General features: G+C 40.6%; 16 protein-coding genes. 10 read left to right on the plus strand and 6 right to left on the minus strand.

Features of this window, described 5'->3' with window-relative positions:
* Positions 1 to 17 precede the first annotated feature (17 nt).
* The 5 genes from F944_RS12100 (at position 18) to F944_RS12120 (ending at position 3506) form a co-directional block, all read left to right on the plus strand.
* Positions 18 to 1070: a hypothetical protein gene (locus tag F944_RS12100; protein WP_004991018.1), complete on the plus strand. Its 1053-nt coding sequence runs from the start codon at positions 18 to 20 to the stop codon at positions 1068 to 1070.
* Between the two features lie 127 nt (positions 1071 to 1197).
* Positions 1198 to 1920: a septum site-determining protein MinC gene (minC, locus tag F944_RS12105; protein ID WP_004991019.1), complete on the plus strand. Its 723-nt coding sequence runs from the start codon at positions 1198 to 1200 to the stop codon at positions 1918 to 1920.
* Between the two features lie 66 nt (positions 1921 to 1986).
* Complete coding sequence (gene minD / locus F944_RS12110) at positions 1987 to 2799, plus strand: septum site-determining protein MinD (protein WP_004991021.1); 813 nt, start codon at positions 1987 to 1989, stop codon at positions 2797 to 2799.
* A 2-nt stretch (positions 2800 to 2801) separates the two neighbouring features.
* Complete coding sequence (minE, locus tag F944_RS12115; RefSeq protein WP_004991022.1) at positions 2802 to 3074, plus strand: cell division topological specificity factor MinE; 273 nt, start codon at positions 2802 to 2804, stop codon at positions 3072 to 3074.
* 144 nt (positions 3075 to 3218) lie between these two features.
* The gene (locus F944_RS12120) at positions 3219 to 3506 is read left to right on the plus strand and encodes a PA4642 family protein (RefSeq protein WP_004991023.1); all 288 of its coding nucleotides are present in this window, start codon (positions 3219 to 3221) and stop codon (positions 3504 to 3506) included.
* 133 nt (positions 3507 to 3639) lie between these two features.
* Here the strand turns inward: F944_RS12120 and rhtC are convergent, their stop codons facing one another.
* The gene (gene rhtC / locus F944_RS12125) at positions 3640 to 4263 is read right to left on the minus strand and encodes a threonine export protein RhtC (RefSeq protein ID WP_004991026.1); all 624 of its coding nucleotides are present in this window, start codon (positions 4261 to 4263) and stop codon (positions 3640 to 3642) included.
* Positions 4264 to 4485: 222 nt separating this feature from the next.
* Here rhtC and ppk2 point away from each other — a divergent pair, with 222 nt between their 5' ends.
* The gene (gene ppk2 / locus F944_RS12130; RefSeq protein ID WP_004991028.1) at positions 4486 to 5421 is read left to right on the plus strand and encodes a polyphosphate kinase 2; all 936 of its coding nucleotides are present in this window, start codon (positions 4486 to 4488) and stop codon (positions 5419 to 5421) included.
* A gap of 77 nt (positions 5422 to 5498) precedes the next feature.
* On the opposite strand, the gene F944_RS12135 is transcribed toward ppk2, so the two are convergent.
* On the minus strand, positions 5499 to 8561 hold the full coding sequence (locus F944_RS12135; protein WP_004991029.1) for a DNA translocase FtsK: 3063 nt from the start codon (positions 8559 to 8561) through the stop codon (positions 5499 to 5501).
* 320 nt (positions 8562 to 8881) lie between these two features.
* Between F944_RS12135 and trxB the strand changes: the two genes are divergently transcribed.
* From trxB to F944_RS12155, 4 genes are all read left to right on the plus strand, one after another.
* The gene (gene trxB, locus F944_RS12140) at positions 8882 to 9829 is read left to right on the plus strand and encodes a thioredoxin-disulfide reductase (RefSeq protein ID WP_004991030.1); all 948 of its coding nucleotides are present in this window, start codon (positions 8882 to 8884) and stop codon (positions 9827 to 9829) included.
* A gap of 151 nt (positions 9830 to 9980) precedes the next feature.
* Positions 9981 to 11537 (plus strand): methyltransferase regulatory domain-containing protein, encoded by a 1557-nt coding sequence (locus F944_RS12145; protein WP_004991031.1) that lies wholly within the window; start codon positions 9981 to 9983, stop codon positions 11535 to 11537.
* A 61-nt stretch (positions 11538 to 11598) separates the two neighbouring features.
* On the plus strand, positions 11599 to 12327 hold the full coding sequence (gene aat, locus F944_RS12150) for a leucyl/phenylalanyl-tRNA--protein transferase (protein ID WP_026039972.1): 729 nt from the start codon (positions 11599 to 11601) through the stop codon (positions 12325 to 12327).
* A 21-nt stretch (positions 12328 to 12348) separates the two neighbouring features.
* Positions 12349 to 13164 carry an arginyltransferase gene (locus F944_RS12155; protein ID WP_004991035.1) on the plus strand — a complete coding sequence of 272 codons (816 nt, stop codon included), beginning with the start codon at positions 12349 to 12351 and terminating at the stop codon, positions 13162 to 13164.
* Positions 13165 to 13206: 42 nt separating this feature from the next.
* On the opposite strand, the gene rimI is transcribed toward F944_RS12155, so the two are convergent.
* The 4 genes from rimI to fusA all read right to left on the minus strand — a co-directional run bounded on the left by rimI (position 13207) and on the right by fusA (position 18356).
* Positions 13207 to 13665 (minus strand): ribosomal protein S18-alanine N-acetyltransferase, encoded by a 459-nt coding sequence (gene rimI, locus F944_RS12160; RefSeq protein WP_010588904.1) that lies wholly within the window; start codon positions 13663 to 13665, stop codon positions 13207 to 13209.
* Between the two features lie 112 nt (positions 13666 to 13777).
* Positions 13778 to 14659: a metal-dependent hydrolase gene (locus tag F944_RS12165; RefSeq protein ID WP_004991038.1), complete on the minus strand. Its 882-nt coding sequence runs from the start codon at positions 14657 to 14659 to the stop codon at positions 13778 to 13780.
* Positions 14660 to 14934: 275 nt separating this feature from the next.
* Positions 14935 to 16125 carry an elongation factor Tu gene (gene tuf, locus F944_RS12170; protein ID WP_004991043.1) on the minus strand — a complete coding sequence of 397 codons (1191 nt, stop codon included), beginning with the start codon at positions 16123 to 16125 and terminating at the stop codon, positions 14935 to 14937.
* A 92-nt stretch (positions 16126 to 16217) separates the two neighbouring features.
* Complete coding sequence (gene fusA, locus F944_RS12175; RefSeq protein ID WP_004991045.1) at positions 16218 to 18356, minus strand: elongation factor G; 2139 nt, start codon at positions 18354 to 18356, stop codon at positions 16218 to 16220.
* Positions 18357 to 18530: the final 174 nt, after the last annotated feature.

Consider the following 18530-nt stretch of genomic DNA (forward strand, 5'->3'; position numbering starts at 1 on the left):
TAAAATTGACAGGCATTATGCAGAACAATTCCAGAGAAAAATCTAAATATCATCTTGTCGATCCGACCAGTTTATCGTTCAAGGTATTTCTGGTGTATGACATCTTTATGGTGTTTATTATTATTTTTAATTTGTTCTGCCTATGTGCCAATTTCTTTTTAATGAGCAGTATTGGCACTTGGTTTTTCGATCATATCCATCTACCGCTAGTGCTTGAGTTTTATCGGACACATTTGCATCCATGGGTGATTACCACAGAAGCATGGTTTATTGGGTTTCTAATTATTGAATTACTGGTCCGTTGGGCAATTGCAATTATCAATAAACATCATTCTCGCTGGTTCTTTTTTCCATTTATTCATTGGTACGAAATTTTAGCCATTATTCCACATTTACGTTTTTTAAGATTATTTCGTGCAGGGATTATTGCCTATCGACTGCATGAACTGGGCTATAAGATCATCCCTGAGAACTGGTCCAATCAAGGGCTGTTTTATTATCACGTGGTCATGGAAGAACTTTCTGATCGTGTGGTTTTAACGGTGATTCATGGTATTAAACGTGAACTTGAAACCAGTTCTACGCATAAACGGATTATTCATGAATTGGTGGATCACCATCGTCAACTATTTGCACTCACGATCGCTGAATTATTGCAAGAAAGTCTGGCCACAGAACTTCGGGCACAGCAGGATCAAATTTCCAAAGGAGTTGGGCAAATTGTCAATCAAGCCATTGAGGATACGCCAGAATTAACTCAGTTATTACGTTTGATTCCAATTGTTGGCGGTCGCATTGAACAGCAGATTCAAAGTATCGGGCAACGTTTGGGTGAAAATATCACCTCAGGCCTGATTCAACCCTTTGCAACTGGTTCAGAACGTGCAATCAATCCCAACTATGAGCTAATTGCACAACGCATGAGCGAAATCAATATTGATAACAAACACTTGGAAGAATTGGTCGAATCTGTGGTATTTGAAAGTCTGGAAGCCATTCGCCAGCAAGTCAAAGTCAAACAATGGCAGCAAATTTTAAACGATCATGATCGTGTTGAAGAATCGAGTTAAAGATTAGTCACTTCAACAATTTTTTTTGACCAATAGCTAGAGAAATCATTAAATTTGATCTAGGATTTGGACTATTTACAACATTACCTCGGCGTAACAGCTCGTCAGAGGTTCTTAAGGAATAATTATGGCTGATATACGGATTACAGGCAGAATGGTCAACTTTACCCGGTTGACCTTAGATACAAATGATCATGATGCCATCCGCCAGCAATTAGCAAATACACTGAGTGAAGGTGCTTATCAAGGCACTTTGGTGATTATTGACAGTACGGTTGAACAGGAACTCATTGCGTTAATTCAGCTTTTGATCAGTCTGGGCTTACAACCTATGGCTGTGATTGATGGGATTTTGGGTGATGAAGCGCGCGCCATTCAATTTCCAGTGCTTCCTGCTGATCAGCCTTTACAACGAATTAAACCCTCACGTGAAGAAGTGGTATTGGTTGAAGAAGTTAAAGCCGATACATTAAACTCCGAAACAAAAACAACACCAACAAAAACAGCGATTGCGCACAAGACCTCTTACCATGATGAAATTTTGCGAACAGGACAAAGTCTGGTACAGGATCATGGTGACATTATTTTAAATGCCAGTATGAATAGCGGCTCCGAAGTCATTGCATCGGGAAATATTCATATTTATGGCAATGTTCGTGGTAGAGTCATCGCAGGTGCAGGTGGAAATTCCGCAGCACGTATTTTTTGTCATTCATTAGAAGCTGAATTGGTCTCTATTGCAGGAACTTACTGTGTAGCGGATGATATTCCCAAAGATGTGCTCAAAAAAGCGGTACATATTTATTTAAATGACAAGCAAGAACTTGTATTTCAGGCTCTGGAATTTTAAGGTATAAATTAAACACCAATAAAAGCCCTTTTCTAAAGGGCTATGACCATAACAGGAGTGGATTCGGTGGCCAAAATTGTTGTCGTAACATCAGGCAAAGGTGGTGTAGGTAAAACTACAACGAGTGCATCTTTTGCAACAGGTTTAGCCCAACGTGGTCATAAAACTGTTGTGATTGATTTTGACGTGGGCTTACGTAACCTCGATTTGATCATGGGATGTGAACGTCGCGTGGTATATGACTTTGTCAATGTCATTAACAATGAAGCCCGTTTACAACAGGCCCTTATTCGCGATAAAGATATTGAAAATTTGTATATTCTGCCTGCTTCACAAACACGTGATAAAGACGCTTTAAGTGACGAAGGTGTTGCGCGTGTTATTGATGAATTATCACAGGAATTTGATTACATTATTTGTGACTCACCTGCTGGAATTGAACGCGGCGCGATTTTAGCGATGTATCATGCAGATGAGGCTATTATTGTCACCAATCCTGAGATTTCATCTGTTCGTGATTCAGATCGTATTATTGGAATGCTCGATAGTAAAACCAAGAAAGTAGAACAAAACGAAGGACGGATACGTAAACACTTATGTATTACCCGTTTTAATCCAGAACGTGCCGATCGTCAGGAAATGTTGACGATTGACGATATATCCAAAGACATTTTACGAATTCCAACTTTAGGCGTAATTCCAGAATGTCCAATCGTTTTACAGGCATCCAATGAAGGTAAGCCTGTGATTTTGTATAGCGACTCTAAATCAGGTCAGGCTTACGATGATCTGGTGGCACGTTTTCTAGGAGAAGAACGTCCATATCGTTACATTACAGTACAGCCGAAGAGCTGGTTGGCGCGGTTATTTGGAGCATAACTATGGCGGGATTTTGGAGTAAAATTTTTAGCGGTGAGGACAAACCATCAAGTGCACAAACAGCCAAAGATCGTTTAAAAGTCATTGTCGCTTCCGAGCAGGGTTTAGGTCGTCGTTTGAGTCAAGATAAAATTGACCAGATGAAAAAGGAAATCATGCAAGTTGTAAATCGTTATGTACGCGGTGTCGATGAAGGCCATATTCAGATGCAGGTACGTTCTGAGGCCAATATTGAAATGCTGGAAATGAATATCAACTTACCCGAAGAGCGATAAGCGGTTTTATTGATATTTAAATTATAAAATTCTTATTAGCGCTTTTCGGCAAATAAGGGCAAAATGTGAGGCTCGCAAGGCGCGAAGCTATGCTTCGAGTCAAAACATTTTGCCCTTAATTATTTTAAGACTGAGGAACGTGTAATGGCATTATCACAGCCAGCAACTTTCAATGAAGAATGGTCAGACGAGCGTGTTTTTGCCTATCTTAATCAACTTCCACCCGAAGGTGTAAACGCTGACTTTCACGTGTTATACCATGCCTTCAAACACATGCGTCCAAACGATTATGAACGTTTATTGACTCAATTTGTTGCAGGTGGTCGTGATGTCAATGCCACTAATCCTCAAGGCCAACGTATTCATGATGTGATTGCTGAATTTCCGCGTCAGCGTGAACCATTCTTAGAAGTTTTGGCAAAATTTGCCTAATTCAAATTAATAATAGATTTCTTTCATTGCAGTTTAGATGCTCTTTTTTTCCAAAAAAGAAGTAGTAAAAAGGACTAATGAAATAAATCTAATAAAAAACCTGCTGATGCAGGTTTTTTTATTTATCCTTATTTTAGCGATGGCTAATCAAATAAATGCCAAACGCCGTAAAGATACCACCAGAAACACCATCGATCCATTTTGCAACATTTTGATAAGCAGATTTAAAACTTGGTAAAGAAAATACAAATACCACAAATAAAAACCAGACCAGAGTTTCTACCGCAATAATAATAAACAGCAATGAATGCACATGATCTAATGCAGGATTTGCCAAGAACAAAGAAAATACACTACCAAAATAAATCACGGCTTTAGGATTGGATAAATTGGTCAACAAGCCTTTTAGGAAAAACTTGGTCTCAGTTTTAGGTAAATCAATTGGCGTATTAGTATTTTGAACTTTCTGTTTGGAAAAAGCAGAACGTAGCATTTGAAAGCCGAGCCAACACAAATAAATCCCACCAATCACCAGTAGAATCTGCTTTAACCATGCCATTTTTTCAAAAATGATATTTAAGCCCATCAAGGCTAAGATTGCCCAAAACATGACCCCGACTGTAATTCCTAGAACGACAAATACGGCCTCACGACGCGAACGGCTAATTGCCGTTTGAGAAACTAGAAAAAAATCTGGACCTGGGGTAATCAGAGCGCAAAACTGAATGAACATCAGTGTGATCAAGGCAATAAACATTCATCCCCCAAATAAAGCGCATCTAGAGTTTAAATTTAACATTTTTTTGCATAATTCCCCAGCCATTTTTATGTCTGAACAGCTAATAAAAGTTTATTATTTTTTGATTGACTCAATGATATTGTTAAATTAGATAAATTAATGATGTCTGATAAAAAGTCAGATCATTGATTTTAGCGTTAATATTTTTTTGTTTCAGTTCATTGTTATAGCGAGAAAAAAATGGATAAAGATCACCAACCTAATCCTAATGAAGACATTGAAGTGATTGATCAAGAGCAACTCAAGAACTTGCCTGTCTTTAAAAAATCGGTGCTTGAATATAAAGGATTGGTGACAGCAGAAGAATCTAGCTCCGCCGCTTTACCGGAAAGTTATCCTTATCGTACACGTATGTCACGCAAGACGTATGAAGCCGAAAAGAAACTCCTTCAAATTGAATTACTCAAAGTTCAATCTTGGGTGAAGGATACGGGACAACGTATTGTGTGTTTATTTGAAGGGCGTGATGCAGCAGGTAAAGGCGGCACGATTAAACGTTTTATGGAGCATTTAAATCCACGTGGCGCGCGTGTAGTCGCTCTTGAAAAACCAAACCCTCAGGAAAGTGGTCAATGGTATTTCCAGCGCTATATTGAGCGTTTACCCACTAAAGGTGAAATGGTATTTTTTGATCGGTCATGGTACAACCGTGCAGGTGTGGAACGGGTCATGGGCTTTTGTGAGCCACAAGAATATTTGCAGTTTATGCGCCAGACACCTGAGCTTGAACGCATGCTGGTCAATAGCGGCATTCATTTATTTAAATTTTGGTTTTCGGTCAGTCGTGAAGAACAATTACGTCGCTTTATCTCGCGCCGTGATGATCCTTTAAAGCATTGGAAGCTCTCACCGATTGATATTCAGTCTCTTGATCGCTGGGATGATTATACTGAAGCCAAGAATCAAATGTTTTTCCACACACATACAGGCGACGCGCCGTGGACGATTATTAAATCTGATGATAAAAAACGTGCACGTTTAAATTGTATTCGCCATTTCTTATCTCAATTAGATTATCCAAATAAGGATCTTAAAGTGACGAATCGTGTGGATGACAAAATTGTTCTGATTCCCAATCCACAATTTAAACAAGTGATGGATACGGATTCTGACTGATCATCACTTAAAATTAATCCGTTAAATTCCAATCAAAAAAACACCATAGTGAAGACTATGGTGTTTTTAAACAAATACTAAACTAAAATTTCACGTTTACCGTTTGCACCCATCGCGCTCACTATTCCGTTTTCTTCCATCTGATCAATGATTCTTGCAGCACGGTTATAACCCAAACTAAATTTGCGCTGCAACGAAGAAGTCGACGCTTTACGGGTTTCCAAAACAAAGGCGACACATTGGTCATATAACATGTCACGATCTGAACCACCTTCTCCGCTGTCTTCAAAACCACGTGAAGTAGGTTCTTCATCATAAGGCGTCAGGATTTCATCAACATAGTCTGGATCACCACGCTCACGCCATGCATCACAGATTCGGTTAACTTCATCATCACTGATAAATGCGCCATGTACACGCTCAGGCTCAATTTTACCCGGCCCAAGAAATAGCATATCACCATGACCCAATAAGTCTTCTGCCCCACCCGCATCTAAAATAGTACGTGAGTCAATTTTTGAGTTCACACGTAAGGCCACACGTGTCGGAATATTGGCTTTGATCAACCCTGTAATCACGTCAACCGAAGGCCGCTGTGTGGCAAGCAATAGATGAATGCCCGCAGCACGTGATTTTTGTGCCAAACGGGTAATCATTTCTTCGGCTTTTTTACCGACCTGCATAATCATATCGGCAAATTCATCTGCCACAATGACAATAGAAGGTAAGGGTTGTAAACGTGGTGCACGCTCCTGCGTTGCCGAATCACTTGGCTTCCACGTCGGGTCAATTAAGTCTTCACCATTCGCAATCGCTTCTTCAACCTTACGATTGTAATCCGCAAGTTTACGAATTTTTAAGAACGACATCAGTTTATAGCGACGCTCCATTTCATTGACACACCAGTTTAAAGCACTGACCGCATCTTTCATGTCAGTCACAACAGGCGTCAGCAAATGCGGAATATCGTTGTAGTTGGCAAGTTCTAGCTGTTTAGGATCGATCAAAATCAGACGTAACTGATCTGGCGTATATTTTAATAACATCGATAAAATCATCGAGTTTACCGCCACAGATTTACCAGAACCTGTGGTTCCTGCGACCAACATGTGGGGTGCTTTACCCAAATCAGTAATGACAGGATTACCTGAAATGTCTTTCCCCATGGCCATGGAGAGTAAACCCTCAGGATCTTTAAAAGAAGGCGTTTCTAGCAATTCAATCAAACGTACCATTTCACGAGTACTGTTCGGAACTTCAATCCCGATATAAGGTTTCCCCGGAATCACCTCCACTACACGAACCGATGCCATTGACATAGAACGGGCTAAATCTCGTGAAATATTGGTGACTTTAGAAGCTTTAACACCGGGTGCCAAATCCAGCTCAAAACGGGTCACTACAGGTCCAGGTTGCGCTTCGATCACTTTGGCTTTGACATTAAATTCCTGAAGCTTAATTTCCAGTAATTCCGACAAACGTTCCAATTGCTCTGCGGTAAAGTTGACTTTTTTATTTGGATCCACTTTATCGAGCAACTCAAAACCCGGTAAGGTCGGCAAATCACGACGTTTTTGTGCCACTTGCATAGCACGTGACATCGGTCGACCTGAAATATCTGTTAATGGTGCATCAAAGTCAAATTCATCGAGCTCATCATCAGGTTTACCTGCGGTTTCCTGCCAAGCCTCAATAAATTCTTCTTTAGATAACTTATGATTTAAATCGGTCTGGATCGAAGCTTGAACAAATGGGGTGGATTGCGCATAACTGCTTGTGGTTTGAATTGTAGCTTGAGCTTTAGGTTCTTCATCATCGACCAATAAATCAGTCAGATCATCAAGTTCCTCAGCATAATGCATATTTTTAGGTGTTGATGGGGCAATTGCTGCTTGCTGAATGGTTTGTTCCACCTGCTCAATCAATCCATCTGCATCATGTTCAACATGCACATGCGCTGAGGTATTTTCGACAAATGGCGTATGAATATCAGCTGCTTTATTATTAGGTACAGCCGCCAATAACTCATCAAAAATTTCATCGTCATTCCAATCCAGAGACGATTTTTTTTGAGCTTGAGCAGAATAATCGGTCATTTCAGCGTCAGTCTGGGCCACTTGCTGTAAATGATCATACGGCGAACGCGGTGCTTCTTGCGCATCATCAGCCGCACGAAGTAAGGCATCAATTTCCTGTTTATGATTCAGATCATCGGATTGTAAGGCACGCCAGACTTCTCCAGTTGCGACTAAACGCTGACTATCTTTTTGGAGTTGGTGCGCCTTTTGAATAGTTTTTTCAAATTCCTCAGGATCTTCATCATCTAAAATTTGTTGGTTTGCAGCCTGCTCTTTGGCTAAAACATCATCAAATAATCGTTCTGCGGTGGCATCACTTACATAACCATTTGCTTTGATTGTTGGAGAAGAATGCAATTGTGGCTGAATATCAGACTCAGAACCAGCTACAGAAGTTTCAACTTTTGAACTTGATACGGCCGTGGTTACAGGCGAAGCAATTGTCTTTTTAGGAGGATCCGTCAGATCAAAATCAGACTCATGAGGAGATACATTTTTATAGAACAAATCCTGTAAATAAGCAGGTGTCGCTTTTAATGTCACCCACGTTTTATTCCACTGAATCCCAAAGGCAAATGTGATTAAAACCACCCAAAACACCAATAAGAATAAAGTTGCGCCATAGATGGTTAATAAATGACTCAGGCTTTCTCCGATCTCATAACCAATAATCCCCCCAGAGGCATTATCCAGTGTATCGGCAGGCAGATTCCAGTGTAAATACAATAAGGTAGATGTCGCCAAAATAATAAAAAACTGTGCGGCATAACGAAATGGACGGTTTAAAAAACTGCGTGGCCACCAAACCTGTATTGCTTCAATAAACAAAAACAGTGGAATCAGTAAACTTGCCCAGCCTAAAAAGCCAAAGAGCAAATCAGCAATCCACGCCCCTGCCACACCACTTGCGTTAGACACTTGTTGGGTGTCACTTGAAATATGCATCCAGCCGGGATCAAACGGTGTATAGGTCACTGTTGCCAGAAACATATAGATCCCAAAAGAAACCAGAAATAATGTGATTAATAAGCGCTGTGCATAAACACTTGACACCGCAGTCATATACTGTCCTGTAACCCAGTTATAGATTGATCTTGTTATGTCGTAACGTCAAAAGGTCGCTACGAATAAAGGTTATATTATGCACCTGTTCTTACAAAAAAGATGCATGATTGTTTACGCTTGTTGTTAATCTTGTTGTCAGGGGCAATTCACCTGATGACACAACATTAAAGGATTTTTTAAATTGTCTACAATTGAGACTTTTATCTATATAGCTCAATTCGATTTAGATGATCAATATTATCGACATCAAATCAGCCCCTTTATGATCGACTTTCACGTATAATTTTCTCAATTTTAGTATAAATAAGGAAGCTTAGATGAGCGCTCGTCACTCGCGGTTAATTATTTTGGGTTCAGGTCCTGCGGGCTATAGCGCTGCGGTATATGCTGCACGTGCCAATTTAAAACCTGTTTTAATTGCAGGTTTACAGCTCGGTGGTCAACTCACCACCACAACTGAAGTCGATAACTGGCCGGGTGATCCTGAAGGATTGACAGGGCCTGCGCTTATGGAGCGTATGCAAACGCATGCAGAACGCTTTGGTACAGAAATCCTGTATGACCATATCAATGAAGTTGATCTAAAAACTCGTCCATTCGTGTTAAAAGGTGATATGGGTGAATATACCTGTGACGCACTAATCATTGCGACAGGTGCAACTGCTCAATACTTAGGGCTAGAGTCAGAAGCTGCATTTATGGGTCAGGGTGTAAGTGCCTGTGCAACTTGTGATGGTTTCTTTTACAAAAACCAAAAAGTCATGGTTGTCGGTGGCGGTAATACAGCAGTTGAAGAGGCGTTATATCTCTCCAATATTGCTTCACATGTGACACTGGTGCATCGTCGTGACAGTTTGCGTTCTGAGAAAATTTTACAAGATCATCTATTTGCCAAAGAAAAAGAAGGCAAAATCAGCATTATCTGGAATCATCAAGTCGATGAAGTGTTGGGCGATAATACAGGCGTAACTTCTGTTCGCTTAAAATCGACTCAAGATGATTCAACTCAAACCATCGATGTACAAGGACTATTTGTTGCCATCGGCCACAAACCCAATACTGGCATGTTTGAAGGCCAGCTAGAACTCCGTGATGGTTATATCCAAGTACAAAGCGGAACCAAAGGCAATGCGACTGCAACATCTGTAGCGGGTGTTTTTGCTGCAGGTGATGTGGCTGATAATATCTATCGTCAAGCCATTACCTCTGCGGGTTCAGGCTGTATGGCCGCGCTAGATGCAGATTTCTATTTAGACAGTATCTAAGTGGATGATTTAGACCCTGCAAAAATTAAGTAAGCTACAAAAAACCACCAATAAAGGTGGTTCTTTTTGTTTAAGGACACGCTATAACTATTATCTAACTATTTTTTATAAGAATATTTTAATTAAATTACCACATTAAATAGGAAGCTTTATGACTATAACTTGGACCAACGGCTATCAAACAGAAGTAAATTATACCTATGGTTATTATCGAGACTTGAGTCCTAACTATCAGCGTTTTTGTTTATTGCTCAATGGCGTTGATTGCCCAAGCTCTAGTGAAACCCATCAGCATTGTGAACTGGGTTTTGGACAAGGGGTCAGTATTAATATTCATGCAGCGTCCAATGAAGGAACTTTTTGGGGAACAGATTTCAATCCTGCACATGCAGCACATGCCAACCAAGTTGCTGAACATAGTCAGACCGAACATTATTTTTATGATGATAGTTTTGAAGAACTGCTCAACAAACCTGATTTACCTATGTTTGACTCTATTAGCTTACATGGGATCTGGAGCTGGATTAGCTATGAAAACCAACTGATTATTTTAAAATTTATACGAAAATACCTAAAACCGAGTGGCATTGTGTATATCAGTTATAACTGTGTCACAGGTTGGGCCGCGAATATGCCGATCCGTGAGTTATTCCATAGTCATTTCAAATTTAATAGCAAAAGTACCAACCCAATCCAGAAAGTTAAAGATGCGTTAGATTTTAGTGAATCTTTGCTCGCTCAAAATCCATTATTTGTGAAACGCCATCCCCATGCGCTGTCAAAAGTGGGCGAACTAAAAAATCAAAATCCAAATTATCTGATTCATGAGTACTTAAATCAGGATTGGCAATGTTTCTCATTTCAGCAAGTCGTGCGTTTACTGGAAGAAATTAAACTTACTTATGCTGGTTCCAGTGACTTAAATACGCATCTGGATAATATTAATTTTTCTCAGGAGCATCAGGATTTCTTAAATGCGATTGAGCATCCTATTTTTAAGGAACAATGCCGTGACTATTTTGCCAGTACGCAGTTTCGTCGTGATTTGTTTATACGAGGTAAAAATTCACTTACCGCTTTACAAACTCAAGAACGTTTAAGAAATACCGCATTTATTTTACTCAGCTCACCTGAATTTCTGCCTCATGATATTACTGGTTATCTGGGTACATTTAATCTGATCGAAGAAATCTATCACCCCATAGGTCAGCATTTTCTAAAACATGAATATCAGCCACAAACCATTCGGGAACTTGAGTTAGCACTGCCGCAGCTAAATTATGCGCAGATTTTAAATGCGCTGGTCATTCTATCTCATTTAGGTTTTGCTCAACCTTGCCAGAGCATAACCCCAAGTGAAAAAGTTACGGTACAGTGCCAACAACTTAATCACTATTTAATTCAACAAGCCAATTTCCATCAAAATTATCAGGCACTCATTAGTCCCTTGACTGGAATTGGTATTCCAACTGAGCATTTTCATCAGCTATTTTATCGTGCTCATTTTATCGATGGATTAACGACTGCGCATGAATTTGCTCAGTACGTGCAACAGGTTCTCAATCAATTAAACTGGTATGTCTTGGATGCAGATAAAAATACCATTAGCGATCAAGCACAAAGTTTAGCGATTATTGAGAAGAAAGCAGCGGAGTTTCTGGCCGCAGATAAATTAACGATTGCCCGACAACTCAGGCTATTTGCGTAAATGACCTGTTTTATCTGTGTGGATCGGCTAAAATAAGGCCGATCTTTTTTATCGTCTTCCCATCATGCTGCTTCCATCCATGTATCTTTTTCCAGATCCTATTGAGTCTGATCCACAAGGTCAGGGTCTGATTTGTATTGGAGCAGATCTAGAACCATCCACCTTATATGAAGCTTACACACATGGGCTTTTTCCGTGGTTCAATGAAGGCGATCCCATTTGTTGGTGGTGTCCAGAGCCACGCTGTGTGATCTATCCTGATCAATACAAACCCAGCAAAACCCTATTACGCAACATGAAAAAGATGGATTATCGGATTACCATCAATCAAGCATTTGAACGAGTCATGCGTTCATGTGCATTGCCGCGTAATTACACCAGCGAAACATGGATATCTGAGGACATTGTACAAGGCTATGTTGAGCTGTTTCGTGAAGGTTATGGCTACAGTGTTGAAGTTTGGGATGATCAGGAACTCATTGGCGGTTTGTATGGCGTGAGTATTGGTCGAGGCTGTTTTGGTGAATCCATGTTTAGCGTCCGTACCGATGCTTCAAAAATGGCATTTTACGCTTTGATGCTTCTCGGACAGGAAAATCAATTGGCATGGATTGATTGTCAGTTAGTCAATGATCACTTACTTAGCTTGGGTGCCTGTACACTTTCTCGGCAAGAATATTTAAAATCGTTACAAGATGTAATTATTCGCCCCCCTATCGATTGGAAAAATTATCAAGAGCGTGTATTTTCAAGTAAAACGGTTGCCGAAAATGCAAAGTTAATTGAATGATAATAACGAGGGACCAATAATATGAAATCTTATCATCCCAAGTCCCTGCTCAATGATTTGCAGTATTACATCACGCCTCCGCACGACTGTAGTTATCTTGAAAATAAATCTGCGCGAATGGTATTTTTAGACCCGATTCACCGTATCGATGTAGTGACCTTATCTGAACTTTCACGAGTTGGGTTTCGCCGCAGTGGCGATTTTGTTTATCGTCCAGAATGTCATTTATGTCGCCAGTGTCTATCCTGTCGTGTTCCTGCTCATGATTTTCAAATGAATAGCGTGCAGAAAAAAGCATGGAAGCGTAATCAAGATTTGCGCATGCAAATTATGCCAACCCATCAAGCAAGCCAAATACACTACGAACTGTATGAACGTTATATCAATGAGCGGCATGCAGATGGTGATATGTACCCGCCAAGTCTGGATCAATTTGAAAAATTTTTAGTGCATAGCTGTACTGAAAGTTTTTTTATTGAACTCTGGAAAGATGATCAACTAATTTGTGTTTCAACCAGCGACAAAATGGATGATGGTTTATCTGCGGTTTATACTTTTTTTGACCCTAATGAAAGTCGACGCTCTTTAGGTGTTTTTGCCATTTTAAAACAACTGGAATACGTTAAAACGTTGAATCTGGATTATTTGTATTTAGGTTACTGGGTACCGCATTCACAAAAAATGAATTATAAATCTCAGTATATTCCACTTGAACTTTTACTTGATGGTCAATGGCGTAGACTCAATCGGGCACTTAGCGCAGAAGAAATACAACGTTTGGGTAATTCATTGATGACGACACTGCCTTCCGAATGGAATAATTTGATCGTCGAGTAAATATTATCCATTCCATTAAATAATGCGCTTTATTTAAATCAATTATTTAAATAAAGCCGCAAAATCATCACTACAACTTTTCACCATAATAATCGCATGCTCACGTGTGCCATCAGGTTTTGGATAATAATTGCGTCTTAGATCAATCTGATGAAAACCAGATTTTTCATATAGCTTGATCGCCCCTAAATTACTTTCACGCACTTCTAAAAAAATCTGCACAGGATGGTTTTTGAGTAATTCAATCGACTTTTCTAAAAGTTGATAACCTAAGCCCTGCCCCTGAAATTCAGGATGAATCGCCATTAATAATAAATTCGCTTCATCCAACACAGGCTGCAAAATACAAAAGCCTAGAATCTGATTTTGCTGTTCGATCACGGTACTCTGGTAGGATTCAACCGACTCCAAAAACTGCTGTGCTGTCCACGGATGCGTTTGTACCTGCTGTTCAATTTGGGTAACAGCCTGAACATCGTTGGTTTGCATGGAACGAATCAATATATTTTGCATGTCAGCAATTTAAGCGAATGAAAAGATATCTGATCTTATAGAATCCTACACCATAAAAAAAGGGCAATTCATGCATTGCCCTTTGCATGAGCATTTAACTTTATAAACCCAGTTTGGCTTTCCAATTTTTTAACAACTCAACAGTATCTAAATCATTGGGATGAAATCCAGGTTTAAAATAAGCCAACATCTCACCCGTCATACCCGTAATAATCCCTTTTGACGGGCTATAGGCATATTTATAAATCATCGTTAACTCTTTTAAATTGAGTTTTTTGTCTTCACGTAAAAGACGAACAACAAAAGAAGACTGCGTAACAAAGATCAGCCCCATTGCCACCAGTAATGCGGTATTACGCAAAGCATAAGCTTTTAAACCACGACCAAAAATACCCTCATACACATCGTAAGCCACGGCTTTATGTTCATTTTCTTCAACCGCATGCCAGAGCCACATATATTTCATGGTGTCATCGGTCATAAGTTCCTGAATATGAGGATTACGTAATAGTTCTGAAGCAATCGTTGCGGTAAAATGTTCAAGAGCTGTGGTTGCGGTTAAATCCACCATTTCCTGTGTCATGCCAAAAGGTTTCACTACTTTGGCAAAGACTTTACGACCTGTCTGAATGACCACATTAGTCTGTTTTTCTAATTTATTAACATCATGTCCATACTTTTGTGCTGATGCATTAAAACCTACATGCTCTTGAGTATGCATAGCTTCCTGACCAATGAAAGCACTGATCTCTTTTTGTAGCGCTTCATTGTCTTTAATCGCAGGATGATAACGAACTGCACGGACAGAATCGATAAAGAGTTTTTCGCCATCTGGAAATAAAGCAGACAATGCGGTCATAAAATGGGTCAATCCTGCCGAACCATTCATCCAATATTCAGGTACATGGTCAAAATCAAAATTCATACGACGGACTGGAAAACTTGCACCCGCACGATTTGAAATATTTACCTTAGCATTCATGCTCATTACTCCTCAATGACGCTGACGCCATTGCTATTTATTGTTTGTTTTCTTCGTTGTTATCATACGGTATTGATCAAAAGCCTTAAGTGCAGTTAAGGACACAGAATTATCAGTTTAGGTCATGATGACAAAAAATATGGAGAATGATCTTTTCTAACGAACCTTAAAAGCTAAATAGCCAAAAACTATCACAAAAGCATGTCACTAAAGCATTATTTAAATTCAGGCATAAAAAAACGCCCCAAACGGAGCGTTCTTTTACTATAAAGTGATTATGCAGTTACTTTCGCAACAACACCAGCACCTACAGTACGACCACCTTCACGAATCGCAAAACGTAGACCTGGGTCCATTGCGATCGGGTGGATCAATTCTACTGACATTTCTACGTTGTCACCTGGCATTACCATTTCCACGCCTTCTTTTAACTGGATTGCACCAGTTACGTCAGTGGTACGGAAATAGAACTGTGGACGGTAACCATTTAGGAATGGAGTATGACGACCACCTTCTTCTTTAGATAGTACGTATACTTCTGCGTCAAATTTAGTGTGTGGCTTGATCGCACCTGGCTTAGTCAATACTTGACCACGTTGTACGTCTTCACGCTTAGTACCACGTAACAACACACCACAGTTCTCGCCTGCACGACCTTCGTCAAGCAGTTTACGGAACATTTCAACGCCAGTCACTGTCGTAGTTTGAGTATCACGGATACCCACGATTTCAACTGATTCACCAACTTTAACGATACCCGATTCTACACGGCCAGTTACTACTGTACCACGACCAGAAATAGAGAATACGTCTTCGATTGGCATCAAGAATGCTTTGTCGATTGCACGCTCTGGCTCTGGGATATAAGAGTCAAGTGCAGCAACGAGGTCAAGAACTGATTTCTCGCCGTATTCGCCAGCATCGCCTTCCAACGCTTTAAGCGCAGAACCACGGATTACTGGAGTGTCATCACCTGGGAAGTCATAAGTAGAAAGAAGTTCACGAACTTCCATTTCTACTAGCTCAAGAAGCTCTTCGTCGTCTACTAGGTCGCATTTGTTTAAGAATACGATGATGTAAGGTACACCCACCTGACGTGAAAGAAGGATGTGTTCACGAGTTTGTGGCATTGGACCATCAGTCGCAGCACATACAAGGATTGCACCATCCATTTGAGCAGCACCAGTGATCATGTTTTTAACATAATCGGCGTGGCCTGGGCAGTCTACGTGCGCGTAGTGACGAATTGGAGAATCGTATTCTACGTGTGAAGTATTAATGGTAATACCACGTGCTTTTTCTTCAGGAGCTGAGTCGATTTGTGAGTAATCTTTCGCTTCACCGCCGTAAGTTTTCGCACAGATTGTTGCGATTGCAGCAGTAAGAGTTGTTTTACCATGGTCAACGTGACCAATTGTGCCCACGTTTACGTGTGGTTTATTACGTTCAAACTTAGCCTTAGCCATGAGTTTTTCCTTTATAAACTGCTCATGAGGGTCGCTCATGAGCGCTTGGTTTTTTAACTAAAAATTAGTTTGGGCTTATAGTAATCGAAAGATTACTCGTCGTCACCTTTTTTACCGCCTGACTGGAATTTCGCGATAATGCCTTCCGCCACATTACGTGGAGTCTCAGCATATTTAGCAAATTCCATTGAGTATGTCGCACGACCTTGAGACATAGAACGCATTTGAGTTGCGTAACCAAACATCTCAGCAAGTGGAACTTCTGCTTTAATGGCTTTTGTTCCACCAGGAAGATCGTCCATACCCTGAACCATACCACGACGACGGTTTAAGTCACCCATGATATCGCCCATGTAGTCTTCTGGAGTTTCTACTTCAACTTTCATGATTGGTTCAAGCAAAATAGGATCTGCTTTCATGAAACCATCACGGAAGGCATAAGAACCTGCCATTTTGAACGACAATTCATCAGAGTCGACATCATGGTAAGAACCATCAAATAATGTCGCTTTGATACCCACAACGGGATAACCAGCCAAGACACCATTCTTCATACGTTCTTGAATACCTTTGTCAACCGCACCAAAGAATTCTTTAGGAACTACACCACCAACAACTTCTTCAGCGAATTCGTACTCTTTACCAGCTTCTTCAACATCAAGCGGCTCAAGACGGACATATACGTGACCGAACTTACCTTTACCACCCGTTTGACGTACGAATTTACCTTCTTGTTCAACTGACTTTTTGATCGTTTCACGGTAAGCAACCATTGGTTTACCAATGTTCGCTTCAACACCGAATTCACGCTTCATACGGTCAACGATGATGTCAAGGTGAAGCTCCCCCATACCCGCAATAATCGTTTGACCAGATTCTTCATCTGTACGAACGCGGAATGATGGATCTTCTTTCGCCAAACGACCTAAAGCGATTGACATTTTTTCTTGGTCAGCTTTAGTTTTTGGTTCAACAGCCAAAGAAATTACTGGCTCTGGGAATTCCATACGCTCAAGCGTAATGATGTTTTTCTCATCACACAGTGTATCACCTGTGGTTACGTCTTTAAGACCTACACACGCTGCGATATCACCTGCACGGATTTCATCAAGATCTTGACGTTCGTTCGCATGCATTTGCACGATACGACCAATACGTTCACGCTTAGACTTCACAGGGTTATATACTGGGTCACCTTGTTTAAGGACACCAGAATAAACACGTACGAAAGTCAAGTTACCTACGAATTTGTCATTCATGATTTTGAATGCAAGTGCAGAGAACGGAGCTTCGTCAGATGCTTCACGAGATGCTTTAGTTTCAGCTTTGTCGTCAAGAATACCTTCAATCGCTTTTACTTCTGTTGGAGAAGGTAAGAATTGAATCACAGCATCCAACATACGTTGAACACCTTTGTTCTTGAACGCAGAACCACATAGCATCACCTGAATTTCAGATGCCAATGTACGCGCACGAAGACCAGCGATGATGTCTTCTTTAGAAAGATCGCCTTCTTCTAGGTATTTGTCCATTAACTCTTCAGAAGCTTCAGCAGCTGCTTCAACCATGTTGGTACGCCATTCGTTAGCAGTATCAACAAGATCAGCAGGAATCTCGCCGTATTCAAACTTCATACCTTGAGAAGCTTCATCCCAAATGATCGCTTTCATTTCGATCAGGTCAACAACACCTTGGAACGTATCTTCTGCACCAATTGGCACAACGATAGGCACAGGATTACCGCCTAAACGAGTTTTAACTTGTTCCACTGCACGGAAGAAGTTAGCACCAGTACGGTCCATCTTGTTTACAAACGCCAAACGAGGCACTTTATATTTGTTCGCTTGACGCCATACTGTTTCAGACTGAGGTTGTACACCACCCACTGCACAGTAAACCATGCACGCACCATCAAGAACACGCATAGAACGTTCAACTTCGATCGTGAAGTCTACGTGTCCCGGGGTGTCAATGACGTTGATACGGTGTTGTTCGAACTGATTCGCCATACCAGACCAGAAACAAGTCGTAGCAGCAGAAGTAATGGTAATACCACGTTCTTGCTCTTGTTCCATCCAGTCCATTGTTGCTGCACCGTCGTGTACTTCACCAATTTTGTGAGATACACCTGTGTAGAACAAAATACGTTCAGTTGTTGTAGTTTTACCTGCATCGATGTGAGCAGAAATACCGATGTTACGGTAACGGGTAATCGGGGTTTGACGAGCCATGATGACTTACATTCCTAAATATGATGTTTAAAACAGGACGCACCAATACAGGATTGATGCGCGCGAATACTCACAGTGGGGGCAACTTAAATACCCGCAAATCCCCCGCTAGGGTAAAGTGCGATGTTAAATCGAGATGCGGTACGCATGAGTATTCTCCTGATAAGGGACTGT

The organism is Acinetobacter ursingii DSM 16037 = CIP 107286, from assembly GCF_000368825.1.
In the GTDB taxonomy this organism is placed as follows: domain Bacteria; phylum Pseudomonadota; class Gammaproteobacteria; order Pseudomonadales; family Moraxellaceae; genus Acinetobacter; species Acinetobacter ursingii.

Coding starts and splice junctions, on each gene's coding strand:
- minC (WP_004991019.1), top strand. CDS start 1,198: ATGGCTGATATACGGATTACAGGCAGAATGGTCAACTTTACCCGGTTG.
- rhtC (WP_004991026.1), bottom strand. CDS start 4,263: ATGTTTATTGCCTTGATCACACTGATGTTCATTCAGTTTTGCGCTCTG.
- F944_RS12145 (WP_004991031.1), top strand. CDS start 9,981: ATGACTATAACTTGGACCAACGGCTATCAAACAGAAGTAAATTATACC.
- F944_RS12135 (WP_004991029.1), bottom strand. CDS start 8,561: ATGACTGCGGTGTCAAGTGTTTATGCACAGCGCTTATTAATCACATTA.
- ppk2 (WP_004991028.1), top strand. CDS start 4,486: ATGGATAAAGATCACCAACCTAATCCTAATGAAGACATTGAAGTGATT.
- trxB (WP_004991030.1), top strand. CDS start 8,882: ATGAGCGCTCGTCACTCGCGGTTAATTATTTTGGGTTCAGGTCCTGCG.
- F944_RS12120 (WP_004991023.1), top strand. CDS start 3,219: ATGGCATTATCACAGCCAGCAACTTTCAATGAAGAATGGTCAGACGAG.
- minE (WP_004991022.1), top strand. CDS start 2,802: ATGGCGGGATTTTGGAGTAAAATTTTTAGCGGTGAGGACAAACCATCA.
- fusA (WP_004991045.1), bottom strand. CDS start 18,356: ATGGCTCGTCAAACCCCGATTACCCGTTACCGTAACATCGGTATTTCT.
- tuf (WP_004991043.1), bottom strand. CDS start 16,125: ATGGCTAAGGCTAAGTTTGAACGTAATAAACCACACGTAAACGTGGGC.
- F944_RS12165 (WP_004991038.1), bottom strand. CDS start 14,659: ATGAATGCTAAGGTAAATATTTCAAATCGTGCGGGTGCAAGTTTTCCA.
- F944_RS12100 (WP_004991018.1), top strand. CDS start 18: ATGCAGAACAATTCCAGAGAAAAATCTAAATATCATCTTGTCGATCCG.
- F944_RS12155 (WP_004991035.1), top strand. CDS start 12,349: ATGAAATCTTATCATCCCAAGTCCCTGCTCAATGATTTGCAGTATTAC.